The sequence below is a fragment of the Candidatus Methylomirabilota bacterium genome, from assembly GCA_036001065.1.
Classification (GTDB): Bacteria; Methylomirabilota; Methylomirabilia; order Rokubacteriales; family CSP1-6; genus MNEF01.
In genome coordinates, this window is the sequence record DASYUQ010000140.1 from 1 (window position 1) to 21263 (window position 21263).

A 21263-nucleotide genomic window follows, 5' to 3' on the forward strand; every position below is an offset into this window, starting at 1 on the left:
CTGGTCGCCACGGAGAAAGGGACACCCGTCGCCGACGCCACGGTGAAGGTCAACGACAAGGAACTCGGCAAGACGGGCGCCACCGGCGAATTCGTCTACGAATACAAGAACCAGCCCAAGACGGGCGTCACCCTCACTGTCACCAAGGCCGGGTACTCCGCCTGGCAAAAGACCGGTGCCCTAGACCCCGGGCAGCGGCTGGAGGTCGGGCTGTCCCGGCGCGCAGTCGTCAACGTGACCGCGCTCACCGAGCAATACGGCCACACCAGCGGGATGGCGGGTGTCGCGGTGAGCATCGATGGAAGAACGGTCGGCAAGACGGATGACCGGGGCGTCTACGCCTACACCTATGACGGCACGCCGGGTAGGAAGGTGCACCTGGCGCTTTCGTTGCCCGGCTATATCCCGGGCGAATGGAAGACGGTCGTCACGCTGGAAGGGCAGGTCAGTATCCCGCGCTACTTCTATCCGACCACGCCCAAGCAAATCCGGGTCGGCATTTACCGGTTCGTGGGCAACACCCTGGGCGTCGATCTCAAGGAGATCGCGGCCCAGACCGACAGCGCGGTTTCGAACCAGCTCTTCCGATACACCGTCTTCCGTGAGGTCCCCAGCGCCGAGCTCGAGGCCGAGGTCAAGCGCGCCAAGCTGGGCATCGACCGGATCACGACCAAGGGCTGGCAGGACACGCCGCTGCGCAGAACCGTCGACATGATCGTAGTGGGCAGTGTCGCCAAGGATGACAAAGGCTTCGTCATCGAGGCGAAGTTCTACACCTCCGGCGGGCAACTGATCCTGAGCCAGATCACGCGGGCTCGGGACAGCGGCGCCATCACCGGCGCCGCCCGAGAGATCGCGGCGAACGTGATGGAGCGGTTTCCCTTCGAAGGGACGATCGTCGCGGTCGAGGACGAGACCTACCGCGTCAATATCGGCCGGCCGTACCGGATCGGCCGCGGCACTGAATTCACGCTGACCACTCCGACGATGGGGCAGGCGGGTAAGGTCACCGGGTATCGCGAAACGGGCAGGCTCAAGGTCAAGCGGGCCGAGGAGACGGGATCCGTGGCCGAGGTCGAGGACCTCAAGAAGAGTGAAAAGATCAAGATCGGCGACCGGGTCGTGCGGCGCGTGCATCAGGAGGGCGAAGAGCAAGGCGCCCGGACCTATTTCATCCTGTCCGCGAAGGGCGGGCTCCTGCCCGACGTGGCGCCACTCCCCCGGGTGAACGTCTACCTCAAGGGCGACTGGGCGGGCTCCACCGGCGCGGACGGCCAGGCGGAAGTGTCGGTCCGTCTGGGCAAGAGCTACGACCTCCTGCTCTACCGGCACGGGTACCAGCAGGTGAACGAGAAGATCAGGGTCGAGAAGAACGGGGACACCCGGGAGTTCGTGCTCAGCGCCAACAACTCCCTGTTCAAGGTCGAGTCCCAACCGTCAGGCGCCGCCGTGTTGGTCGATGGGGATCAACTCGGCAAGACACCGATCCTGGACGGCAAGCCGGTCGGCCTCGGGTTCCACACGGTGAAGCTCACCGTGGGTGAGGATTACCGCGACTGGGAAGAGGTCGTGGAGTTCGACAAGAAGATCGAGGATCGTACCGGCGACCGGAAGATCGCGCTGTCCCTGGACTATCTCAAGATCGGGGAGAGAGCGGCGCAGAAGGGCGATATCAACGCGGCCATCCAGGCCTACGCCAGCACGGACAAGAATCACCCGGACTACTCGGAGGCCCACCACCGGCTGGCGCGGATCTATCTGGACGAGAAGAACGATTACGAAGCGGCGATTCGCGAGCTCGAAAGCATCCTGTCGTTGCCGCAGAACCAGCAGCTCATCTACAAGCAGTTCGCCGTGGCCTTCACCAATCTCGGCCATGCCTATTACGAGAAAGGCAACAGCCTGGTCGAGAAAGACCGGGAGGGAGCCGCGCAGTGGTTCGCCCGGGCGATACAGAATCTCCAGATCGCGCGGCAGAACACACGCTTCTTCCCGACCCTGCACTACGACGAGGCGCTGCACAATACCTATTTCTATCTGGCGCTGTCGTACCACAAGCTCTATCTGGTCACCCGAAAAGAGTCCGTCATGAACAACGCGAGCCTCGCGTGGCGCGAGTACTTCGACTTCTTTCCGAAGAAGCTCGAGGGCAATCCCGCCTTCGAACAGAGTCGGGAGGCCGCGCGCAAGTATTCGGCTCAGATCAAAGAGCAACCGTCGTAGCGGAGAAAGGGCTTCGGCTTGAACTGGAGCAGTGGCGAGTATTCTGCCTCGAGCGTGCTGGTCGCTGCCGCGGTCGTGGCCGCGATTGGTCTGGCCGCGAGGTCCGTCGCTCAGCTCCAGCCGGCCGAAGCCCCGCCGTCGGAACGGAAGGCGGCGGCGATCGAGCCGCTGTACGTGCGTCCGCTGCTGCCGGGCGAGTCGGGGCGCAACGACTCGAACCCCGTCTGGTCGGCCTCGGGGGCGCTGATTGCCTTCGAGCGCAGTCGCGGGGACAAGAAGGAGATCCTGATCGCGCGTCCCGACGGCACGGTGATTCAGACCATCTACTACCAACTGTCCGAGAGCGGCGCCGAGCCCAAGTTCTTCTTCCCCGGGGTCGTCGAGGACGTGAGCTACAACGCCGGGATCACGTGGTCACCCCCGGGTGACCGACTCGTGTTCATGAGCAACGGCGGCACCGGTAACTATGATCTCTATCTGCGCGACTTCGCAGGTAAGACCAGGCGGCTCACCGATCACCGCGAAAAGGACGGCCAGGCCCACTGGTCTCCGGTGGCCGATGAGCTGGTGTTCGTATCGGGCCGCACCGGCAAAGGGGATATTTACCGTCTCGACGTGGCCACGCGCGCGGTGACGCGGCTGACCCCCGGCGAAAAACCCTACCTCTACCCGCAGTGGTCGCCGGACGGTCGGAAAGTCGTGATGATCCACGGCAGCAACGAAAATCACGACATCTACCTGATCGAGGATGTGCGGAACCCCGCCGCGACGCTCAAGCCTTTGACCACGTGGCTCTATGACGATCTCCGGCCGGTGTGGTCGCCGGACGGCAAGAGGATCGCGTTCTACTCCAACTACAATCCGGCGGGCGACCCCAAGGTGTGGGCCATCCTGGTCATCGCCGCCGACGGCTCCGACCCGGTTCAGGGCGAAGGTTTGGCCGCCAAGGTCGTGGCCCCGGACGTCGTCCCCGACCTGGAGCGCGGACCGGCGTGGATGCCGGACGGCAACAGCATCGTCTACGTCAAGAACGACCGGCACGAGTACAACCCGATCTACATCGCGGATCTGGTGGGGAAGACCAACCTGCTGCTGAAGACCGACACGAAAATGAATCACGATATCGCCACGTCGGCCCAAGGGGTCATCGCGTTCCGGGCCCAGGTCGACCAGTGGGACCAGATCTTTCTGGCGAAGTTGAAGGACTAGTGCCGTTCCAACTATTCGCGCCTAGGAAGGCACCGTGTACGTCGTTCGTGGGCAGATTTAGTATCAACAAGTTGGAACGGCACTAACCGGTGGCGCGTATGAGCGTGGCGCTGGGCTTGGCGGTGGTCGCGCTGATGGCGGGGACGGCGTCGGCCGTGGACGAGGCGGTGGCGCGGGCGATGCGGCTGTACGAGAAGCATCGCTACGAAGAAGCGGCCCGCGCACTCCAGGCGGACCTGCCGGCGCTGAATCCGGCGAGTCGGGCGAGCGCCTATCTGACGCTGGGCATGATCTATCTCAGCAATGCCAGACTCCATCGGGAGCTGCATGACGCGGCCATCGCGGTCCAGCTCGACTATCTGAAAAAGCTCGCGGCCGTTCGCGGCGCCAGTGGAAGTCGCTTCGTCACCCTGTATCTCGGCAAGACGCTGCTCGAGAATGCCAACCCCGCCGAAGCGACGGGATATCTGGAGCGGTTTCGCGCGCAGCCGGGAGTGGACCCTCGATACAGGGTCATCGCCGAGGCCAGCCTCGGTCTGGGTCATTTCCTGCGCAAGGACGCGCCGGCGGCGCGGACACTGTGGGCATCCCTCGATGCCGACGATCCGGAGCTTCAGGTGGCGCTGGCGGCCGTCTACAGCCGGGCCGGGCTCAAAGACAGGGATCCGGTGGCCATGGCCGACGCGGCCCTCCGAAGAGTCGCCTCCAGTCCATCGGCGGGCATGCTGGAAAACCTTCTCACCGTCTATGTGCGCGCCGGGCTGACCGACAAGGGCCTGGAGCTGCTGAAGCACGCGGACCTCAAGGTGGCCTCCCATACCGAGGTGCTCGGCCGGACCAAGACGATCAACTTTTACGACCTCTCAGTCCTCGGTGATCTGGCGACGCTGTACCGGCAGGCGAGCATCCTCTATCTGCGGAACGCAGCCGCCGATCCTCAGACCAAGCCGACGGCCGATTACTACCTCGGCGTGGCCTATGCCGACGCCGGTAACGTGGAGCTGTCGCTCCAGGCGACCGGCGCGTTTCTGTCCGTCCCCCAGGCGCCGCCGCAGTATCACAATCGGGCACGGGCCCGGCACGCGACCGGCCGGTATCTTCTGGGTAGGCGTGGCGAGGCCATGGCGGTATGGGATGAATTGGCCCAGGTGCGGCCCGCCGATCCCGAGGTGCTGGCGGAGATCATCGTCGGCTGCGCGCGGGTGAGGGCCGACTGCACGAAAATCGAGCCCTGGGCCACGCGCGCCGCCGAGGCCGGCGAAGGGAAGAAGACCCGCCCACTGAACATCGCGCTGGGCAAACAGTATCTGTCGAGGAAGGACTACGGACGGGCCGTCGCCTATCTGGAGGCGGGACGGGACAAGAGCAACAAGAACCGGATCGACGCCAACGATCCGGCGATGCTCGTGAACCTGGCCGAGGCGTACTACCGCAGCCGGCAGTTCTCCGAAGCCCTGGAAATCTACTTCGAGATGAGCAAGCACTTCCCGGTCGTCCGACGGATCCAGGAGGCGCTCCAGGGCATCTACTCCATGGAGCACAAGAGCGCCGGCGACGTGAAGATCTTTTAACAACGAAGGCGGAGAGGGACTATGAAACGGATTCTTGTCGTCGTGCTATCGATCCTCGGGATGGTGGTGGGGACGACGCTCCTGGCCCCGGCGGGGCCCAAGAACGACGGCCGACCGGATGGAGGCACGCTCGGCTACGGCGAGTATGGCCGGCCGTCGACCCTCGATCCCATCACCAGCAACGAGATGATTGCCCTGCGGATCACCGAGCTGGTGTTCAACGGCCTGGTCGGGATCGATGAAAAGCAGGAGATCGTGCCCGAGCTGGCCGAGCGCTGGGAGGTGTCCAAGGACGGCCGCACCTACACCTTTTTCCTGCGCAAAGACGTGATGTGGCATCCGAAAGAAGGGGAGGAAGCGAAGCCGTTCGCGGCTGAAGATCTCGTGTTCACGTACAACATCATGATGCACCCCAAGACGATCACTCCGCTCAAGGTACGCTACGAGTTCATCGACAAGGTCGAAAAGCTCAATGACCACACGGTGCAGTTCACGCTCAAGCGGCCGATCCTGAACGCCCTGGCCAAGTTCAGCTTCAAGGTGATCCCCAAGCACGGCCCGTCCAACCCCCTGTACCTCGCGCGCGGGGATGCGTTCGTCCAGCATCCGATCGGCACCGGACCCTACATCTTGAAGACGATCACCACCGACCGCGAGGTCGTGCTGGTGGCCAACGAGAACTACTTCAAAGGCCGCCCCCACATCAACAAGCTCATCTCCAAACCGTTCGCGGACCAGAACATCATGACCCAGGCGTTGATGTTCAACGCGATCGACATGGTCGTGCTGGTGAACCCGCGCGACATTCCGGAGCTGCAGGGCGACAAGCGGTTCGTCCTGCAGCCCTACAACGCCCTGGCCTATGCGTTCTTCGGCTACAACCTCCGCAACCCGTTGCTGGCGGACAAGCGCGTTCGCAAGGCGTTCACCTATGCCGTGAACCGACAGGAGATGCTGGACTCGTTCTTCAACGGCCAGGGGACGATCGTCTCCGGCCCGTTCGCGCCCGGGAGCTGGGCCTACAACCTGGACGTCCAGCCGCTGCCGTTCGATCCGCCGAAGGCGGTCGCGCTGCTGAAGGAGGCCGGGTTCACGCCCGGCCCCGACGGCGTCATGCAGAAGGACGGCAAGAAGCTCGCGCTGTCGCTCAAGGTCCCGATCGAGAAGGAGAGCGAAGCGGTGAAGCGAGTGGTGCTGGCCTTCCAGAACTACCTGAAGAACATCGGAGTGGCGGTCAAGGTGGAGTTCAAGGAATGGCAGGCGTGGAAGGAAAGCATCTTCCTGGAGCACGACTTCAGCATCATCTTCGCCTCGTGGGTGTTCGATGACTCGGCCGATATCTCTTCCTTGTTCCACTCCGCCGAAATCGGTCCGTGGAAGAACAACTTCGGCGCCTACTCCAATCCGGAGGTCGACGCCCTGATCGTGGAGAGCAAGCTGACGCTGGATCACGAAAAGCGGCGGACCGTCAACCGCAAGCTGCACGCCATCCTCGCCGAAGAGGCGCCCTATGCGTTCCTGTGGACACTCACGAACTACAGCGGCTACCACAAGAAGCTCCGCCGCGTGGCCATTCATCCTTACAAGTTCTTCTCGTTCGCGGATGAATGGTTCATTCCGGTAGCGGATCAAAAATAGGTACGACGCGCGCGGACCGGCGGGCGCGGGTCGGGAATGTCCCGGGCTGCGCCTCCGGTCTTCCCGGCCGAAGCCGTGAAGCTCGCCGCGGTTAAACCCATTGCCCTGGTGCTCACCAGGGAGCTGGCGCTCACCGCCCTGTTGCTCCTGGGCGTGAGCCTCGTCGTGTTCGTGATCCTCTATCTCGCGCCCGGCGATCCGTTCAGCGTGCTGCTCGAGGGGCAAGCGGCGGGCCAGGAGGCGCGCGCCGGGATCCGCGAGGCCCTGGGCGTGCCCCAGACCTGGTACATCCAGTATCTGTCCTGGCTCGGCAACTTGCTCCGGGGCAACTTCGGCACGTCCATGCGCTCTGGCCTGCCGGTGTTCGGCGAGGTGGTGCGCGTGGGGCCGAGCACGCTCTATCTCACCCTCGGCTCGATGCTGGTCGCGCTGCTCATCGCCGTGCCCCTCGCCCTGCGTTCCTCCCTGCGCGGCCCCAGCATGCTCACCTGGCCGCTGACCATGCTGGTCTATCTCGTGTCGGCGCTGCCCGTGTTCTGGCTCGGTTACGTCGTCATCTATGTCTTCATCCACAAGCTTGGCGTGTTCCCGCTGATGTCTCGGGTCTCCGCCTCGCCGGAACGGGCCTGGCTGTATTCGCTGCTGCCCATCTGCGTGCTCGGCGTCGGGAACGGCCTCGTCAGCGAGGCCGTTCGCTACCTGCGCGAGGAGATGAGCCGCGTCCTGGCCGACGATTACATCCGGACGGCCCGCGCCAAAGGGGCGTCGGTGTGGAGGCACGCCTTCAAAGAAGGCTTTCTCATCCCGATGACCGAGATCATCGCGTCCAAGATCCCGTTCATCCTGGGTGGCGCCGTCATCGTCGAACAGGTGTTCAACTGGCCCGGCATGGGGCGGATGGCGTGGCAGGCGGCCCAGGACCGGGACTTCCCGGTGATCATGGCGATCGCCATCGTGGCCGCGACGTTCGTGCGTCTCGGAAGCCTGCTCCAGCGCGTGGTGTATGTCGCGGTCAATCCGCGCGCTTCACAAGAAGCGCGCGCCCCGGGCGGGGCCGAATGAAACACTACCGCCAGAAGGCGGCCGAGATCGGCGAATCCTCGGCTCGGCCCTTCGGGACGGGCGCCGACGCGTCGACGCTGGCGTCCGTTGGCTACGGCCTGCTCATCGCCAGCCTGGTGCTGGTATCGTACGTCCTGGGCGCGTTCAAGTGGTTGCCGTACGACCCGGAGCAGATCAGGTTCGACCTCTTGAATGCCCCGCCGGGGACCGCCGGCCACGTACTGGGGACCGATTTCCTGGGACGGGATATCCTGTCCCGCCTGATCCTGGGCATTCAGGCGTACTTCCTCCCCGGACTCCTGGCCATCGTCATTTCGCTCGTGATGGGCACCACCCTGGGCGCGCTGGCGGGCTACCGGGGCGGCCACGCCCAGGTGCTCGTCACGTATTTCAGCAATCTCGTCGATTCGTTCCCGCGCCTGGTGCTGATCCTGCTCGTCATCGCAGCCTTCACGCCCAACATCTACTACATCATGGTCGTGGTGGGCGTGACCGGCGTCCCGGCCGTGGCATCCCTGGTCGCCGGCAAGATCGTGTTTTTGCGGCAGAAGAATTTCATCGAGGCGGCCCAGGTCCTGGGTCTGCCGTCGCACGTGATCATTCTCAAGCACATCCTGTGGCATCACTGCACCCCGCTCCTCGTCATCCAGGCGACCATCGGCATGGGCGAGGCGATCCTGATCGAGACCAGCCTCAGTTATCTCGGCTTCGGCGTGCAGGAGCCCACGCCCTCGTGGGGCAACATGGTCCAGGCCGGGGCGAATTATTTCTTCCAGGGCAAGTTCTGGCCCTCGACGGCGCCGGCCCTGGCCATCCTGTTCAGCATCCTGGGGTTTCACCTGCTGGGCGACGGGCTGAACCGCATCCTCGAAGGCCAGGGCGGGAAGTGATGGGGGCGCCGCTTCTCGAGATCGACAACTTGAAGACCTACTTCCACTCCCGGAGCAAGCAGGCGTTCATTCGCGCGGTGGATGGGGTGACGATCGCGATCGCCCGGGGCGAGACCCTCAGCGTGGTGGGCGAGAGCGGTAGCGGCAAGAGCGTCACCGCCCTCTCCATCGTGGGCCTGATCGGCGCCGGGCCGGGCGTGATCAGCGGCAAGATCGTGTTCCGAGCCGACGGCAGTGAGAGAAACCTGCTCCAGGATCTGGAGGACTACGTCACCCTGGGGGAGCGGGACGGCAGGATCATGAAGGTGTCCAAGGACGAGAGCGGCTGGGAGGAGAACGTCGAGCGCATCCTGGCGGAGGTGCGGGGGAAGGCAATCGCCATGATCTTCCAGAACCCCAAGTCGGCGCTCAATCCCTTCGTAACGGTCGGGGACCAGATCACCGAGGCCATCCGTCTGCATACGCCGAAGAAAGATCCAAAGGAAGCGAAGGCGCGCGCCCTCGACTGGCTCGAGCGGGTCAAGATCGATTCTCCGCGTCTACGCTTCGATAACTATCCATACGCGCTGTCGGGCGGCATGTGTCAGCGTGTCATGATCGCGATGGCGCTCTCGTCCGAGCCATCCCTCCTCATCGCGGACGAGCCCACCACGGGTCTGGACGCCACGATCCAGTCCAAGATCGTCGGTCTGCTCGGCGAGCTCAAGGCCGAACTCGGAATCACGACGCTGCTCATCAGCCACGATATCCGGGTTGTCTCACGGCTCGCCGACAGCGTGGCGGTGATGTACGGCGGGACGGTCGTGGAGTACGGCCCGGCGGCCGATGTTCTGGCGGCGGGGTTTGCCCCCAAACATCCGTATACGGCCGCCCTGCTCGCGTCCATACCGAGCGTGCAGAACGTGCGCGAAAAAGGCTACCTGCCGGCCATCGAGGGCGAGGTGCCCGATCCCATCGAGACGCGCCGGGGGTGCCGGTTTTACGGCCGCTGCAACCGCGTGACGGACGACATCCGGGAGCAATGCGCGCGTCACGAGCCGGAGTTGAAGGCGGTGATGCCGGGCCATCATGTGCGCTGCTGGCTGTACGTCGACTGAGCACTGCGCGGAGACCCCATGTCCAGGCCGATCCTCGAAGTCATCGACCTGAAAAAGCATTATCGCCAGGGCGCGGGAATCTTCTCCGCGCTCCAGCGGTGGGAGCGATTCATCCCGGCCGTGGACGGCGTGAGTTTCGATCTCGAGGAACGCGAGACGGTGGGTCTCGTCGGGGAATCCGGCTGCGGAAAGACGACCATCGGGAGGACCATTCTGCGGCTCACGCCGGTGACGTCCGGGAGGATCGTGTTCGACGGCCACGACATCACCGCCCTGTCGCCGCGGCAGCTGCGGCCGCTGCGCAGCCAGATGCAGATGATCTTCCAGGACCTGGACGCCGCGCTCAATCCGAAGATGCGCGTCCGGGACATCCTGAAGGAGGCGATCACCGCGCATCACCGGCTGGCCGATGCCGAGGTGACGCAGAGGATCGGCGAGCTGCTGGAGCAGGTGAATCTGAAGAGGAGCAAACTGTCCAGCTTCCCGCGGGAGCTTTCCGGAGGCGAAAAGCGCCGGGTGGGGATCGCCCGGGCCCTGGCCGTCGGCGCGCGCTTCATCGTGGCCGACGAGCCGACCAGCGCGCTCGATGTCTCGATCCAGGCTCAGGTGGTGAACCTGCTCCGTGATCTACAGCGGCAGCTCGGCCTGTCCTATCTGTTCATCTCGCATGACCTGGAGGTGGTGCAACTGGTCAGCCACAAGGTCGCGGTGATGTATCTGGGCCGGATCGTGGAGATGGGACTCGCGGACCGCATCGCCCGCGCGGCGAGCCACCCCTACACCCACATCCTGTGGTCTGCGCTGGTGGAACGAAAGAGCACGGAGACGGCCGACGCTCCGGTGAATGGGCGGACGGGCGCCTGGGGGGTGTTCGACTTCGAGCGGCCCGTGAGTGGCTGCCGGTTCGCGCCGCGCTGCCCGGTGTATGAGGCCAAGGGCCGGCCGGCCGTGTGCACCGACACGGCCACTGAGCCCCAGCTGCGCGATATCGGCGGCGGCCACCACGTCGCGTGTCATTTCCCACTCTGACCCGCCGCCCTCCCGCCGCCAGCCCGGCGGCGTTCGACGCGCTCGAGAACCGATACGGCGGTGTAGCCCCCTACAGCTTCAGCAGCGATTCCAGATTCCGCCAGAGGATCTTCTCCTTCTCGTCCGGGGTCAGGGTCGGGAGACCTTGCACCCAGGCGACGGGCGAGGGATCCCACGGCACGAAGGGCCAGTCGCTGCCGAGCACCACGCGGTCGGCGCCCACCTGATCGAGCAGGAAGCGGAGCGCCGCCTCGCTGCCGGTCACACAGTCGTAGTAGAGGCGGCGCTGGTACGTGCTCGGCGCTTGCTGGATGTGCTGACGCGCGTCGGGGCGGGCCTGCCAGCCCCGGTCGATGCGCCCCATGGCGAAGCAGGCCGGCCCGCCGCCATGGGCGATGCACACCTTGAGGCCGGGACACGCGTCGAGGATCCCGCCAAAGATCAGGATCGCGACGACGATCGCGTCCTCGACGATGACGCCGAGGCTGTTGGAGAGCCCGTAGCGGGTCGTGCGCTGCGTCATGAAGTTGTGCTGCGGCTGCGGGTGGAAGAAGAGCACGGCCCCCATGGCCTCCGCCGCCTTGAACAGCGGCAGGAACCTCGGCTCGTCCCAGTTCTCGCCGTTCACCACCGTGTCGAGCTCGGCCCCCTTCAGACCGCGGACGGTCACCGCGCGCTCCAGCTCGTCGATCGCCGCCTTGACGTCCTGCACGGGCAGCGTGGCCAGGCCCGCGAAGCGCCGGGGCCACTGCCGGGCCATCGCCGCGATCTCGTCGTTGACGTCGCGCGCCAGTTGCCGCCCCTGCGCCGGGTCGAGGTGGTAGCCGAAGAACGGCGTGTGGATGGAGACCACCTGCACGTCCACGCCCTGCGCGTCCATGTCTTTCAGCCGCTCTTCCGGCGTGAAGCGCACCTTGGGTGAGGCGAAGTGCGTGCGCTTGCCGTCTCCCACCATGGTGCCGACGCCGGCGCCGGGTTCGTGACGAAAGCCGTACCAATCCTTTCGGGCGTCGGCGGCCTGCCACAGGGACCGCGGCACGAGATGCGCGTGGATGTCGATAGCCCTCATGAGCACGTCCTCCTTCCCCCCGGACGCGGGCCGGCCGGACTACTTGTTGAAGAGGTTGTCGAACCCGCGGCGGATGTCGCCGGGGCGCGTCGAGTCGGGCGAGGCGTCCCGCTCGACCGTCACGCGGAGCGAGAACCAGGCGCAGTCGTTGCGAGCGTTCTTGTCCGCCACGCGGTCTTGAATTGGCTGAGCACACTCGAAGCGCCGGCCCGTGTCGAAGTGGGTGCACTGGCGGCAGGCGTGGATGGCGGCCCGGCAGTTCGGGCACTGCTCGAGCGAAGCGGTGGCGATCGGCAGGACCGCGCCGCACGCCCCACACCGGGAGACGGTACGTTTGGCGAGCATCCCGCCGCTCCGCGGAACGTCGGCGGCCGGCGGCGGCGGTCTGCGCGGCTCGGCGCCCTGGTTCCGGTAACCTTGCTGACGGTACTTTCGGTCGGCCATGGGAATGATCCTTTCCAGCCCATACTCTAGCCGATGCGACTCGCCGACGCGCCCCGGATCCAACGCGCCTCGCCTGGTATAGTGCTTCGCGTTGTACGGGTGACCCGGTCTCGATCCTCGATCGATCGACAACGACGTCTGACAGCGAGGTAGACCATGCGGAAGACCATTACCGGCACCGGCGGGATGCTGCTCCTCCAGACCCTGAAGGACGCGGGCGTCGAGTACCTCTTCACGAACCCGGGCTCCGCGGAGACCGGGATCTTCGCGGCGCTGGCCGAGGATGGTGACCAGCGGCTCGTGGTCGGCAAGCACGAGGGGCTGGTCGCGGCGATGGCCGACGGCTACCACCGTTTCAGCGGCCAGGTCGGGGTCATCATCGCGCACGTGATGGGCGGCTCGTACCAGCTGGCCGGACAGCTCTTCAACGCCCAGGTGGCCGGCTCGTCGTTGCTGGTCATCGCCGGGGACTGGACGTCCGAGCTCCAGGACTATCGTGGGCTCGCGCCCTTTCCAGGCCTGAGCCAGGCCGAATCGATGCGCCCGTTGACCAAGGAGGCGCGCTGCGCCTATCAGGTGCACGCGAACCCGGCGGCCATCACCGTGGCCACCACCCGCGCGCTCCGCGAAGCCACCACCCCGCCCACCGGCCCGGTGTACCTCTCCATCAGCGCGGAGCTGCTCAATCGCGAGGGGCTCGAAGCGCAGATCGGCGAAGCGGCGAAGTATCAGATAGAACGGCCGGGGCCCGCGCGTCCGCAGACGGTCGAGGCGATCGCCCGGCGGCTCGGCGAGGCGCAGTGCCCGGTGCTGATGTTCGGTGACGACGTCTGGCGTGACGGCGCCCAGGCCGAGGCCGTGCGTCTGGCCGAAGTGCTCGAGGCGCCGGCGTTCAACACGCGGCAGATCTTCGCGAACTTCCCCACCAGGCATCCGCTCTCCTGCGGCATGTATCCGGTCTCCCGGGAGTTCGAGAAGATCACCGGCCTCAAGCCGGACCTGCTCTTCCTGGTCGGTTGCCAGGGCGTGCACGGCAGCGTGGCCGAGCCCTCGGTGATGCAGATCGGGCCCAACCCGCTGCTCATGGGCCGCCACTATCCGCTCGACGTCGCGGTGCAGTGCGAGCTGCGCGAGACGCTGCACGACCTCGGCGAGGCGCTGCCGCGCCTGCACGGCTCCGAAAGGGTTGCCGCCTGGGCCAAGCGGCGCGACAAGGTGAGCGCGTACGCCAGGCTCCTGATCGAGCGCGAGGAGACCCTCGTGCGTGAGCACGAGCACGACACGCGCGTGCATCCCGGTGTGCTCGAAGCGCAGCTCGCCGAGCTCCTGCCGCGGGACTCCATCATGGTCCAGGAAAGCTCGACCGCGCGGACGACCTTGCTGCCGTTCGGGTATCGAGACATGGGCTGGACGCGCAGCGGCGGCGGCTCGCTGGGATGGGGCGTGGGCGGCGCGATCGGCGCCAAGATCGCCGTCGGTCGCGAGCGGCCCGTCGTGCTGAACCTCGGCGACGGCGCGCTCACCTACAGCGCGGCGGGGTTCTGGACGATGGCCCGGTACAACACCGCGATCCTCACGCTCGTCTCGAACAACGAGAGCTATCAGATCGTGCGACACAACTGGGCGCGCGAGGTCCCGGACAGCAAGATGGTGCGGGACGGCAAATACCCTGGGCTCTATCTCAACGCCCCTGCGACCGATTACGTCGCGCTGGCCCGCGCTCAGGGCGTGGATGGCGAGTGCGTCACCACCGTGAAGGACCTGGAACCGGCGCTCCGGCGCGGCGTGGAGCGGATCACGCGCGACAACCGGCCGTACCTGATCGAGGTGGCGGTCGCCCGCGAAGGGGTGGGCGCCGATTCGACCTGGTATCAGGACTGGCAGCTCTGACCTCGGCCCCTGCGGCGCCGTCTCGGAATCTATACACCAAACTACCCTTGCTCCGTACACCATCTCGCGCTACCGTCGATTCGAGGGAGAACGGCGCCATGGGCAGGACCAACATCGTGCTCGACGATCGCCTGATCCGGGAGGGCCTTCGGCGGTTCAAGTGTCGCTCCAAGCGAGAGCTCGTTCAGCTGGCGCTCACCGAGCTGCTGAAGAGCGCGCGGCGGCGAGACTTGCTGTCGCTGCGAGGCCAGGTGAAGTGGGAAGGAGACCTCGCCGAACTGCGACGCCTTCGACCTTGATCGTCGTCGATACGACGGTGTGGATCGACTTCCTCGGAGCCAGGGGCACGGCTTTCGACCGACACCTCACCGAGCTCCTGGAGAACGACGCTCCGATCGCACTGGTCGACATCGTGTACTGCGAAGTCCTCCAGGGCATTCGTGATGAAGAGGCCTATCACCAGACGCGCGTGAGCTTACGAGCGCACCCGATCTTGCGTCCACGCGGCCTCGAGACGTTCGAAACCGCTGCGAACCTGTATCGGACGGCGCGGCGCCGGGGGCTCACGCTCCGACGAAGCGTCGACTGCCTTATCGCCGCGACCTGCCTCGAGACGGGTGCGGAGATCTACCACAACGACAGCGACTTCGACACCCTCGCGAGGGTGTCAGATCTGACGATCTACCGTCCTTCGTGACGGACATCGCCTTCATGTCACGTTCGCGCGCCGCCAGAGCCCCTTCCCGAAGGCCTCGCCCGGGGCTAGCCCGGATCGCGTCCGTCTGGCCGCTGTCTCGGTCGGGCCGGCGAGCGCTCCTGGCGATGCTGGCCGCGCCGCTGGCGATCAGGATCCTCGTGGGTGCGGTCGCCATCCTGGCGGTGTGGTGGGCGGTGAACTGGATGTACCAGGTGATCCGCAAGCCGACCGAGCTATTCTTTCCGGTGAGCGGCGCGCTCGCCAAGACGCCGCCCGAGACGTGGCGGCGGTACGGGCCGCTCTTCCGCGAGCATTCGACATCCGTCATCACGCCCGAGCTGCTGGCCGCGCTGGCTCAGGTCGAAGGCGGGGGCAACCCGGTGGCCCGGACGTACTGGCGGTGGCGTCTGACGTGGAATCCGTTCGAGGTGTACCAGCCTGCGTCGAGCGCGGTCGGCATGTACCAGATCACCGATGCGACGTTCCGCGAGGCGAAGCGCTACTGCATCCACAGCCACGTGGTGGTCGAGGACGGCCCCTGGCACGACGTGAGCTCGTGCTGGTTCAACAGCCTCTACACTCGCGTCGTGCCGAGGCACGCCGTCGAGCTGACCGCGGCCCTCCTGGATCGTAGCGTCGCGAACACGATGGGGCGCCAGCGGATCGCCACGGCCACGCTCCAGCAGAAGCAGGATCTGGCCGCGGTCATCCACCTCTGCGGAGCCGGGCCGGGCGACGCCTACGCACGACGCGGCTTCCGGCTGACCGCCGGCCAGCGGTGCGGCGACCACGCCGTCAGCGGCTACCTCGCGCAGGTCAACGCGATGAAGCGGCAGTTCGTCCGGCTGGCGGCCGCCGGGTCGCCGAGCGCGTTCGAAACTCAATAGAGGTGACACGCCACCAGATGATCGGGGGCGACTTCCTTCTCCTCCGGCTCGACCTCAGCGCACTGGGGCATGGCAAAGGGACAGCGGGGATGGAAGTGGCAGCCCGAGGGCGGGTTGATGGGAGAGGGCACTTCTCCCGGCAGGATGATCTCCTCTCGCTCGCTGTCCGGGTGAGCAGGAAGGGCGGCCGAGAAGAGGGCCTTGGTGTAGGGGTGCAGCGGATTCTTGAACAGTTCCCTCGTCTTGGCCTTTTCCACGATCTTTCCCAGGTACATGACCGCCACCTCATGGGCCATGTAGCGGGTCGTCGCCAGGTGGTGGGCGATGAGCAGATAGCTCACGTGGTACTGCCTCTGGAGGTCCGATAACAGATTCATGATCTGCGCCCGAATCGATACGTCCAGGGCGGAGACCGGCTCGTCCAGGATGATGAGCTTCGGATTCGACACCAGGGCGCTGGCCACGGCAATGCGCTGGCGCTGCCCACCGCTGAACTCGTGGGGGTAGAGGTCGGCCTGCTGCGGGCGCAGGCCGACGCGGTCCAGCATCTCGGCGACGCGGTCTTTGACCTCCTGAGCGGACACCTGCCGGTTGATCACCAGCGGCTCGGCCACGATCTCCCGCACCCGCATGCGGGGGCTCAGGGAGGACCAGGGGTCCTGAAAGACCGCCTGGACCATCGTCCGGTACTCTTTCAGGACGTCGCCATTCAGCGCGTGGACGTCTTTCCCATCGACGAACACCTGGCCGGCGGTCGGCTCTTCCAGACGCAGGATGAGCTTGGCGGTCGTCGTCTTGCCACAGCCGGACTCGCCCACGATGGCGAGCGTCTCCCCCTGTCGAACCGCGAAGCTGATCCCATCCACGGCCTTGACCCAGCCGACGATCTTCGTCCACAGCAGGCCCTGGCTGACGGGAAAGTGCTTCTTCAGCCCCTGGGCGCGGAGGATTGGCTCGGCGTCCATGCGTTTTCCAGCCTCCAACAGTCGGCGGTATGGCCGTCCCCTACAGTGAACGGGGGAGGGTAGTCGTGGCGGCAACGGTCAGCGGCATAGGGGCACCGGGCGGCGAACCGGCACCCCTCGGGGAGGTCCCAGAGCGCGGGAGGCTGGCCGGTGATCGAATAGAGCCGCTCGACGTCCTCGTCCATGTTGGGGACGGAGTTCAGCAAGGCCTGGGTATACGGGTGGGACGGATGATTGAAGATGGCCCGCACCGGGCCGCTCTCCACGATCCGACCGGCATACATCACCATCACGCGGTCGCACATCTTCGCCACGATGCCGAAGTCGTGCGTGATGAAGATCAGGGCGAGGTTCGTGGCCTCCTGAATCTCGCGGAGCAGGCGCAGGTATTGCGCCTGGATGGTCACGTCCAGTGAGGTGGTGGGCTCGTCGGCGATGATGACCTTCGGCTCGCAGGAGATGGCGATGGCGCCCACCACGCGCTGTTTCATGCCGCCACTCATCTGGTGCGGGTAATCCCGCACGCGACGCTCCGGGGCCGCCACCCGCACCTGCTTCAGCCTATCGATCGCCCGCTGCACCAGCGTCCGACGACCGTCTTGGTGGTGGATCTTGACGGCTTCGATCAACTGGTTGCCGATGGTGAACACCGGATTGAGGGAGGTCTGGGGGTCCTGGAGGATCATGGAGATGCGTCGCCCGCGGATGCTCCGCATCTCCCGCTCGCTCTTTTCGACGAGATTCTCGCCTTCGAGCCGGATGGCTCCCTTGACGATCCGGGCCACCGGCCGGGGGAGCAGCCTCAACAACGACAGGGCGGTCATGGTCTTCCCGCACCCTGACTCGCCCACGATGCCCAGCGCCTCTCCCTGGCGTAAGGAGAAGCTCACCCCGTCCACGGCCTTCACCACTCCCCAGCGGGTGAAGCAGTAGGTGTGGAGGTCCTCGACCTCCAGAATGACGTCGCCGAGCCGTCGGGGCATGGGGCGTGGCGGGCGGCACCGGGATCATGGGATCCCGGTGCCGCGATGCCCGGTCCTACTTCGGAGGCCTCACGCGATCGAAGTGCGTCGACCGCCCCGCGGCGAGACCCGGGTAGACCCAGTCGGCCACGACCTTGGGGTTGGCGACGACCTCGTTGGCGAACCAGAAGAGCGGGATGTCGGCGAACTCCTCGAAGAGGTGGTCGGCGATCGCCCGCGCCAGGCGCTGCCGCTCCTCCGGCTTCACGGCCTGGCCCCAGGCCAGGTAGGTCTTGTCGATGAACTCGTTCTCGTAGTGATGGTTCGGTCCCTTGCTGTAGTTGCTGATCCGGATCCACTCCTCCGACGGCCGCCAGGAGATGATGTTGGGCCAGATGCAGCACCCGATCGTCTTCTTGCGGAACATCTCCCGCACCTTGGCCCAGTCGAGCACCTCGATTTCGGAGTCGACGCCGATGTCCTTGTAGTAGATACCCAGGGCCTCGGCCACCTGCGGCCCTTCCGACTCCCCGGGCTCGGTGAAGGCCAGGATCTTGATCTTGAGCTGCCCGGGACCGTAGCCGGCCTGCTTCAAGAGCGCCTTGGCCTTCGCGGGGTCGTAGCCGTACATCTTGTCGAAGCGATGTTGCCACTCGGGGTTGTAGCCCTCTGATTGGGTGGACCAGCCGGTGACATACACGGGGGTCCCCTTGCCGGCGAACACCGTGTTGAGGAGCTCTTTCCGGTTGATGGCCATGTTGAAGGCCTGTCGCACCGGCTTCTTGGTCCAGGGCACGTCTGCCTTGAGCGCCGGGTCCCCGGGCATGAAGTACAGGCCGCCCAGGTACACCGTCATCCAGTCCACGGGGAACGACGACGAGAAGATCTTCATGCCCTTCTTGATCGCGTCCTTCTGCAGCTCGCGGGGCAGGTCGGCGATGTGGGCCTCGCCGGACAGCAGCAGCGCCAGCCGTGTGGATTCCTCTCGGGCCAGTCTGAACTCCAGCTGCTTGAAGGCCGGCTTTTCGCCGCCCCAGTGATTGTCCACTCGCTCGAAGGTGATGGACAGCCCCGGTTGCCGTCCGACATACCGGTAGGAGCCGGTTCCCGCGGGCCGCTTGTCGAAGCCCTCCTGTCCTTCCTTGTCCCACTGGGCTTTGCTGGCGATCCGGAGGTCCCCGGCGCGGGACGCCGCATACGACATGATGGTCGTCGGGCGCTTGAAGCGGAACACGACCGTGTGGTCGTTGAGTGCCTTGACCTCCTCAACCTGGCGCCAGAACCCGGCCAGCGTCGCCGTCGATTCAGGACGCACCATCAAGGAGTGAGAATGGATGACGTCCTTGGCGGTCAGCGGCCCATATCCGTAGTGGAACTGAACACCCTTGCGCAAGGTGAACGTCCACTCCTTGAAGTCAGGGCTATTGGACCACTTCTCCGCCAGGCGGGGGGTGTACTGGCCCGTCTTGGGATCCACCTCGAGCAGGGTGTCCAGGAACGGGTCGTACTGCAGATGATCGGGGCGGGCGACCATCCAGAAGCGGTTGCTGTCCTCGAAGCCGGCGGACGCGAACACCAGCTTCTGGACCTTCGCGTCCTGGGCCAATCCCAACATTGGCATGGTTCCCAGGGCGAAGGCCGACGCCGCCAGCAGCCCCAGGGCAAGGGGAACGAGCCTCCGTCTCATCGGGCACCTCCTCCTACACGTTCCTGAGTTTGGGGTCGAGGTGGTCTCGGAGCCAGTCACCGAGAAGGTTCAGGGCGAGCACGGTCAACATGATGGCCAGCCCCGGGAACATCGAAACCCACCAGGCGGTGACGATCAGTTCTCGTCCATCCGCGATCATGAGGCCCCATGCCGGGGTGGGACGCGGGAGCCCTGCCCCCAGGAAGCTGAGCGCGGACTCGAGCAGGATGACGTATCCCACCTGGAGCGTGGCCAGGACGATCAGGGAGTTGACGACGTTGGGGAAGATGTAACGGGCCATGATGCGGGTGTGCGAGGCCCCGGCCACCCGCGCTCTCGCGATGAAGTCCCGCTCCTTGATGCTGAGGGTCTCCCCGCGAACCAGCCGCGCATAGCGCGCCCACAGGAGCACCACGAGCACGATGATCACCGTCCCGAAGCTGGGGCCCACCGCGGCGACCAGGACCAGGGCTAACAAGATCGTCGGTAAGGACAGCGAGATGTCCACCAGGCGCATGAGCACGGCGTCCACCCGTCCCCCGAAGTAGCCCGACATGATGCCCAGGCTGGTGCCGATGATGCCGCCGACGAAGATGGCCACCAGGGACACCGTGAGCGAGACCCGGGCGCCGTGGATCATCCGGCTCAGGATGTCGCGCCCGAGCTTGTCGGTGCCCAGGGGATGCTCGATGGTGCCGCCCTGCTCCCAGGCCGGCGGCGTCAACCGTTTGGCCAGGGCCCCCTTCAAGGGGTCGTAGGGCGCGATCTGCGCCGCAAACAGGGCGGGGATCACCATGAGGAACGTGAGAAGCGCGATTGGCACCAGCGGGTACCGCCTCGCCTGACGCATCGCCTGGGCAACCCTGGGCGGCGCATACCAGGGGAGTGTTCTCGCCGTCACCGTCGCCATGATTCAGCCTCCTTAGCAGTCCTCACTGATACCGGATCCGCGGGTCGAGGTAGGCATAGAGAATGTCGACCACAAGGTTGGTGAGAATGAAGATCCCGGAAAAGACGATCACGACGGCCTGGACCACCTGGAAGTCCCGGGCCCTCACGGCATCCACCACGAGCAGCCCGGTGCCCGGCCAGGAAAAGACGCTTTCGGTGATTACGGAACCCGTCATCAGGACCCCGGCGATGATGGCGAAGAAGGTCAGGGGCGCGATGGCCGCATTGCGCAAACAGTGCTTCCAGATCACCTTCCACTCCGCGAGCCCCTTGATGCGGGTCAGCTTCACGAACTCGCTGTCCAGCACGTCCAGCATGGACGAGCGGACCAGCCGCATGATGACGGCGACCTGGAACCAGCCGAGCGTAATGGCCGGGAGGATCATGTATTCGATCCCGCCCCGACCCGAGGTCGGAAACCAACCCAGGTGAACCGCGAAAATCCACATCAGGACGATCCCCAGCCAGAAGCCGGGCAAAGACTGGCCGAGCAGGGCGATGAGCTTTGCCCCGGAGTCCCAGGAGGTGCCTTTCATGACTGCGGCCATCACACCGATGGGCACCGCGATCACGATGCTGATGACCAGCGCGAAGCCGGCGAGCTGGAGGGTCGCGGGCAGGCGTTGCTGCACCAGGCCCATGGCCGTATAGCCGTGCCACTTCCAGGAGTTCCCGAAGTCGCCCTGTACGGCCTTGCTCAGGAAGATGACGTACTGGGCGTAGAGCGGTTGATCCAGTCCCCAGTGCTTGGAGAGCCGCTCGTAATCCTCGGGCCCGGCCTCCAGCGGCAACATCACGTCCAGAGGGTTGCCGGTGACGCGCGCCAGACCGAACACGATGAGGCTCATGACCCAGATGGCCAGAAGACTCTGAAAGGCTCGTCTCGCGATGAACCGCTGCATCAATCCCCCTGCACTGAGGGACATTGCCCGCCGACCCGCTACGCGGGCTTCAAGCGCTAGGAATTATTCCGGGCGTTCGGCCCCCGCACG

At 65.5% G+C, this 21263-nt stretch carries 19 protein-coding genes; 12 read left to right on the top strand and 7 right to left on the bottom strand.

From position 1 onward, the window contains the following. From VGV13_13830 to VGV13_13865, 8 genes are all read left to right on the top strand, one after another. On the top strand, window positions 1-2223 hold a 2223-nt coding region (locus VGV13_13830; protein HEV8642175.1), incomplete at its 5' end, for a PEGA domain-containing protein. 54 nt (window positions 2224-2277) lie between these two features. Further along, entirely contained in the window at window positions 2278-3432 is a 1155-nt protein-coding gene (locus VGV13_13835; GenBank protein ID HEV8642176.1) for a DPP IV N-terminal domain-containing protein, read from the top strand. Between the two features lie 98 nt (window positions 3433-3530). Further along, window positions 3531-5003 (top strand): hypothetical protein, encoded by a 1473-nt coding sequence (locus VGV13_13840; protein ID HEV8642177.1) that lies wholly within the window; start codon window positions 3531-3533, stop codon window positions 5001-5003. Between the two features lie 21 nt (window positions 5004-5024). Then, window positions 5025-6641, top strand: a complete 1617-nt coding sequence (locus VGV13_13845) for an ABC transporter substrate-binding protein (GenBank protein ID HEV8642178.1) — start codon at window positions 5025-5027, stop codon at window positions 6639-6641. 75 nt (window positions 6642-6716) lie between these two features. After that, on the top strand, window positions 6717-7703 hold the full coding sequence (locus VGV13_13850; protein HEV8642179.1) for an ABC transporter permease: 987 nt from the start codon (window positions 6717-6719) through the stop codon (window positions 7701-7703). Continuing rightward, the gene (locus VGV13_13855; GenBank protein ID HEV8642180.1) at window positions 7700-8593 is read left to right on the top strand and encodes an ABC transporter permease; all 894 of its coding nucleotides are present in this window, start codon (window positions 7700-7702) and stop codon (window positions 8591-8593) included. The genes VGV13_13850 and VGV13_13855 overlap by 4 nt, the downstream gene beginning before the upstream one ends. Then, window positions 8593-9690: an ABC transporter ATP-binding protein gene (locus tag VGV13_13860; protein HEV8642181.1), complete on the top strand. Its 1098-nt coding sequence runs from the start codon at window positions 8593-8595 to the stop codon at window positions 9688-9690. Before VGV13_13855 ends, VGV13_13860 begins: the two co-directional genes overlap by 1 nt. 18 nt (window positions 9691-9708) lie before the next feature. Continuing rightward, entirely contained in the window at window positions 9709-10719 is a 1011-nt protein-coding gene (locus VGV13_13865) for an ABC transporter ATP-binding protein (protein HEV8642182.1), read from the top strand. A gap of 70 nt (window positions 10720-10789) precedes the next feature. On the opposite strand, the gene VGV13_13870 is transcribed toward VGV13_13865, so the two are convergent. Together VGV13_13870 and VGV13_13875 are read right to left on the bottom strand one after the other, a co-directional pair. Next, the gene (locus VGV13_13870) at window positions 10790-11788 is read right to left on the bottom strand and encodes an amidohydrolase family protein (protein ID HEV8642183.1); all 999 of its coding nucleotides are present in this window, start codon (window positions 11786-11788) and stop codon (window positions 10790-10792) included. Window positions 11789-11827: 39 nt separating this feature from the next. Next, window positions 11828-12232, bottom strand: coding sequence for a hypothetical protein (locus tag VGV13_13875; GenBank protein ID HEV8642184.1), 405 nt, complete (start codon window positions 12230-12232; stop codon window positions 11828-11830). 156 nt (window positions 12233-12388) lie between these two features. Here VGV13_13875 and VGV13_13880 point away from each other — a divergent pair, with 156 nt between their 5' ends. From VGV13_13880 to VGV13_13895, 4 genes are all read left to right on the top strand, one after another. Further along, complete coding sequence (locus VGV13_13880; protein HEV8642185.1) at window positions 12389-14122, top strand: thiamine pyrophosphate-dependent enzyme; 1734 nt, start codon at window positions 12389-12391, stop codon at window positions 14120-14122. A 98-nt stretch (window positions 14123-14220) separates the two neighbouring features. Continuing rightward, the gene (locus tag VGV13_13885) at window positions 14221-14421 is read left to right on the top strand and encodes a type II toxin-antitoxin system VapB family antitoxin (GenBank protein HEV8642186.1); all 201 of its coding nucleotides are present in this window, start codon (window positions 14221-14223) and stop codon (window positions 14419-14421) included. Continuing rightward, complete coding sequence (locus tag VGV13_13890) at window positions 14418-14819, top strand: PIN domain nuclease (GenBank protein HEV8642187.1); 402 nt, start codon at window positions 14418-14420, stop codon at window positions 14817-14819. Before VGV13_13885 ends, VGV13_13890 begins: the two co-directional genes overlap by 4 nt. 125 nt (window positions 14820-14944) lie before the next feature. Next, window positions 14945-15706 (top strand): transglycosylase SLT domain-containing protein, encoded by a 762-nt coding sequence (locus tag VGV13_13895; GenBank protein ID HEV8642188.1) that lies wholly within the window; start codon window positions 14945-14947, stop codon window positions 15704-15706. On the opposite strand, the gene VGV13_13900 is transcribed toward VGV13_13895, so the two are convergent. From VGV13_13900 to VGV13_13920, 5 genes are read right to left on the bottom strand one after another with little or no spacing between them, the layout of a single operon-like run. Then, window positions 15700-16671, bottom strand: coding sequence for a dipeptide ABC transporter ATP-binding protein (locus VGV13_13900; GenBank protein ID HEV8642189.1), 972 nt, complete (start codon window positions 16669-16671; stop codon window positions 15700-15702). The genes VGV13_13895 and VGV13_13900 overlap by 7 nt on opposite strands. Further along, the gene (locus tag VGV13_13905; GenBank protein ID HEV8642190.1) at window positions 16635-17654 is read right to left on the bottom strand and encodes an ABC transporter ATP-binding protein; all 1020 of its coding nucleotides are present in this window, start codon (window positions 17652-17654) and stop codon (window positions 16635-16637) included. Before VGV13_13905 ends, VGV13_13900 begins: the two co-directional genes overlap by 37 nt. Before the next feature lie 55 nt (window positions 17655-17709). After that, window positions 17710-19320, bottom strand: coding sequence for an ABC transporter substrate-binding protein (locus VGV13_13910; protein ID HEV8642191.1), 1611 nt, complete (start codon window positions 19318-19320; stop codon window positions 17710-17712). Window positions 19321-19333: 13 nt separating this feature from the next. Then, the gene (locus tag VGV13_13915) at window positions 19334-20230 is read right to left on the bottom strand and encodes an ABC transporter permease (protein ID HEV8642192.1); all 897 of its coding nucleotides are present in this window, start codon (window positions 20228-20230) and stop codon (window positions 19334-19336) included. 22 nt (window positions 20231-20252) lie between these two features. Next, window positions 20253-21173, bottom strand: a complete 921-nt coding sequence (locus VGV13_13920) for an ABC transporter permease (protein ID HEV8642193.1) — start codon at window positions 21171-21173, stop codon at window positions 20253-20255. Window positions 21174-21263: the final 90 nt, after the last annotated feature.

Bases quoted from the DNA above. Each gene is read 5' to 3' on its own strand.
- VGV13_13870 (HEV8642183.1), bottom strand. From the start codon at position 11,788: ATGAGGGCTATCGACATCCACGCGCATCTCGTGCCGCGGTCCCTGTGG.
- VGV13_13865 (HEV8642182.1), top strand. From the start codon at position 9,709: ATGTCCAGGCCGATCCTCGAAGTCATCGACCTGAAAAAGCATTATCGC.
- VGV13_13900 (HEV8642189.1), bottom strand. From the start codon at position 16,671: ATGGACGCCGAGCCAATCCTCCGCGCCCAGGGGCTGAAGAAGCACTTT.
- VGV13_13885 (HEV8642186.1), top strand. From the start codon at position 14,221: ATGGGCAGGACCAACATCGTGCTCGACGATCGCCTGATCCGGGAGGGC.
- VGV13_13845 (HEV8642178.1), top strand. From the start codon at position 5,025: ATGAAACGGATTCTTGTCGTCGTGCTATCGATCCTCGGGATGGTGGTG.
- VGV13_13895 (HEV8642188.1), top strand. From the start codon at position 14,945: ATGCTGGCCGCGCCGCTGGCGATCAGGATCCTCGTGGGTGCGGTCGCC.
- VGV13_13920 (HEV8642193.1), bottom strand. From the start codon at position 21,173: ATGCAGCGGTTCATCGCGAGACGAGCCTTTCAGAGTCTTCTGGCCATC.
- VGV13_13860 (HEV8642181.1), top strand. From the start codon at position 8,593: ATGGGGGCGCCGCTTCTCGAGATCGACAACTTGAAGACCTACTTCCAC.
- VGV13_13880 (HEV8642185.1), top strand. From the start codon at position 12,389: ATGCGGAAGACCATTACCGGCACCGGCGGGATGCTGCTCCTCCAGACC.
- VGV13_13875 (HEV8642184.1), bottom strand. From the start codon at position 12,232: ATGGCCGACCGAAAGTACCGTCAGCAAGGTTACCGGAACCAGGGCGCC.
- VGV13_13905 (HEV8642190.1), bottom strand. From the start codon at position 17,654: ATGCCCCGACGGCTCGGCGACGTCATTCTGGAGGTCGAGGACCTCCAC.
- VGV13_13910 (HEV8642191.1), bottom strand. From the start codon at position 19,320: ATGAGACGGAGGCTCGTTCCCCTTGCCCTGGGGCTGCTGGCGGCGTCG.
- VGV13_13840 (HEV8642177.1), top strand. From the start codon at position 3,531: ATGAGCGTGGCGCTGGGCTTGGCGGTGGTCGCGCTGATGGCGGGGACG.
- VGV13_13915 (HEV8642192.1), bottom strand. From the start codon at position 20,230: ATGGCGACGGTGACGGCGAGAACACTCCCCTGGTATGCGCCGCCCAGG.
- VGV13_13855 (HEV8642180.1), top strand. From the start codon at position 7,700: ATGAAACACTACCGCCAGAAGGCGGCCGAGATCGGCGAATCCTCGGCT.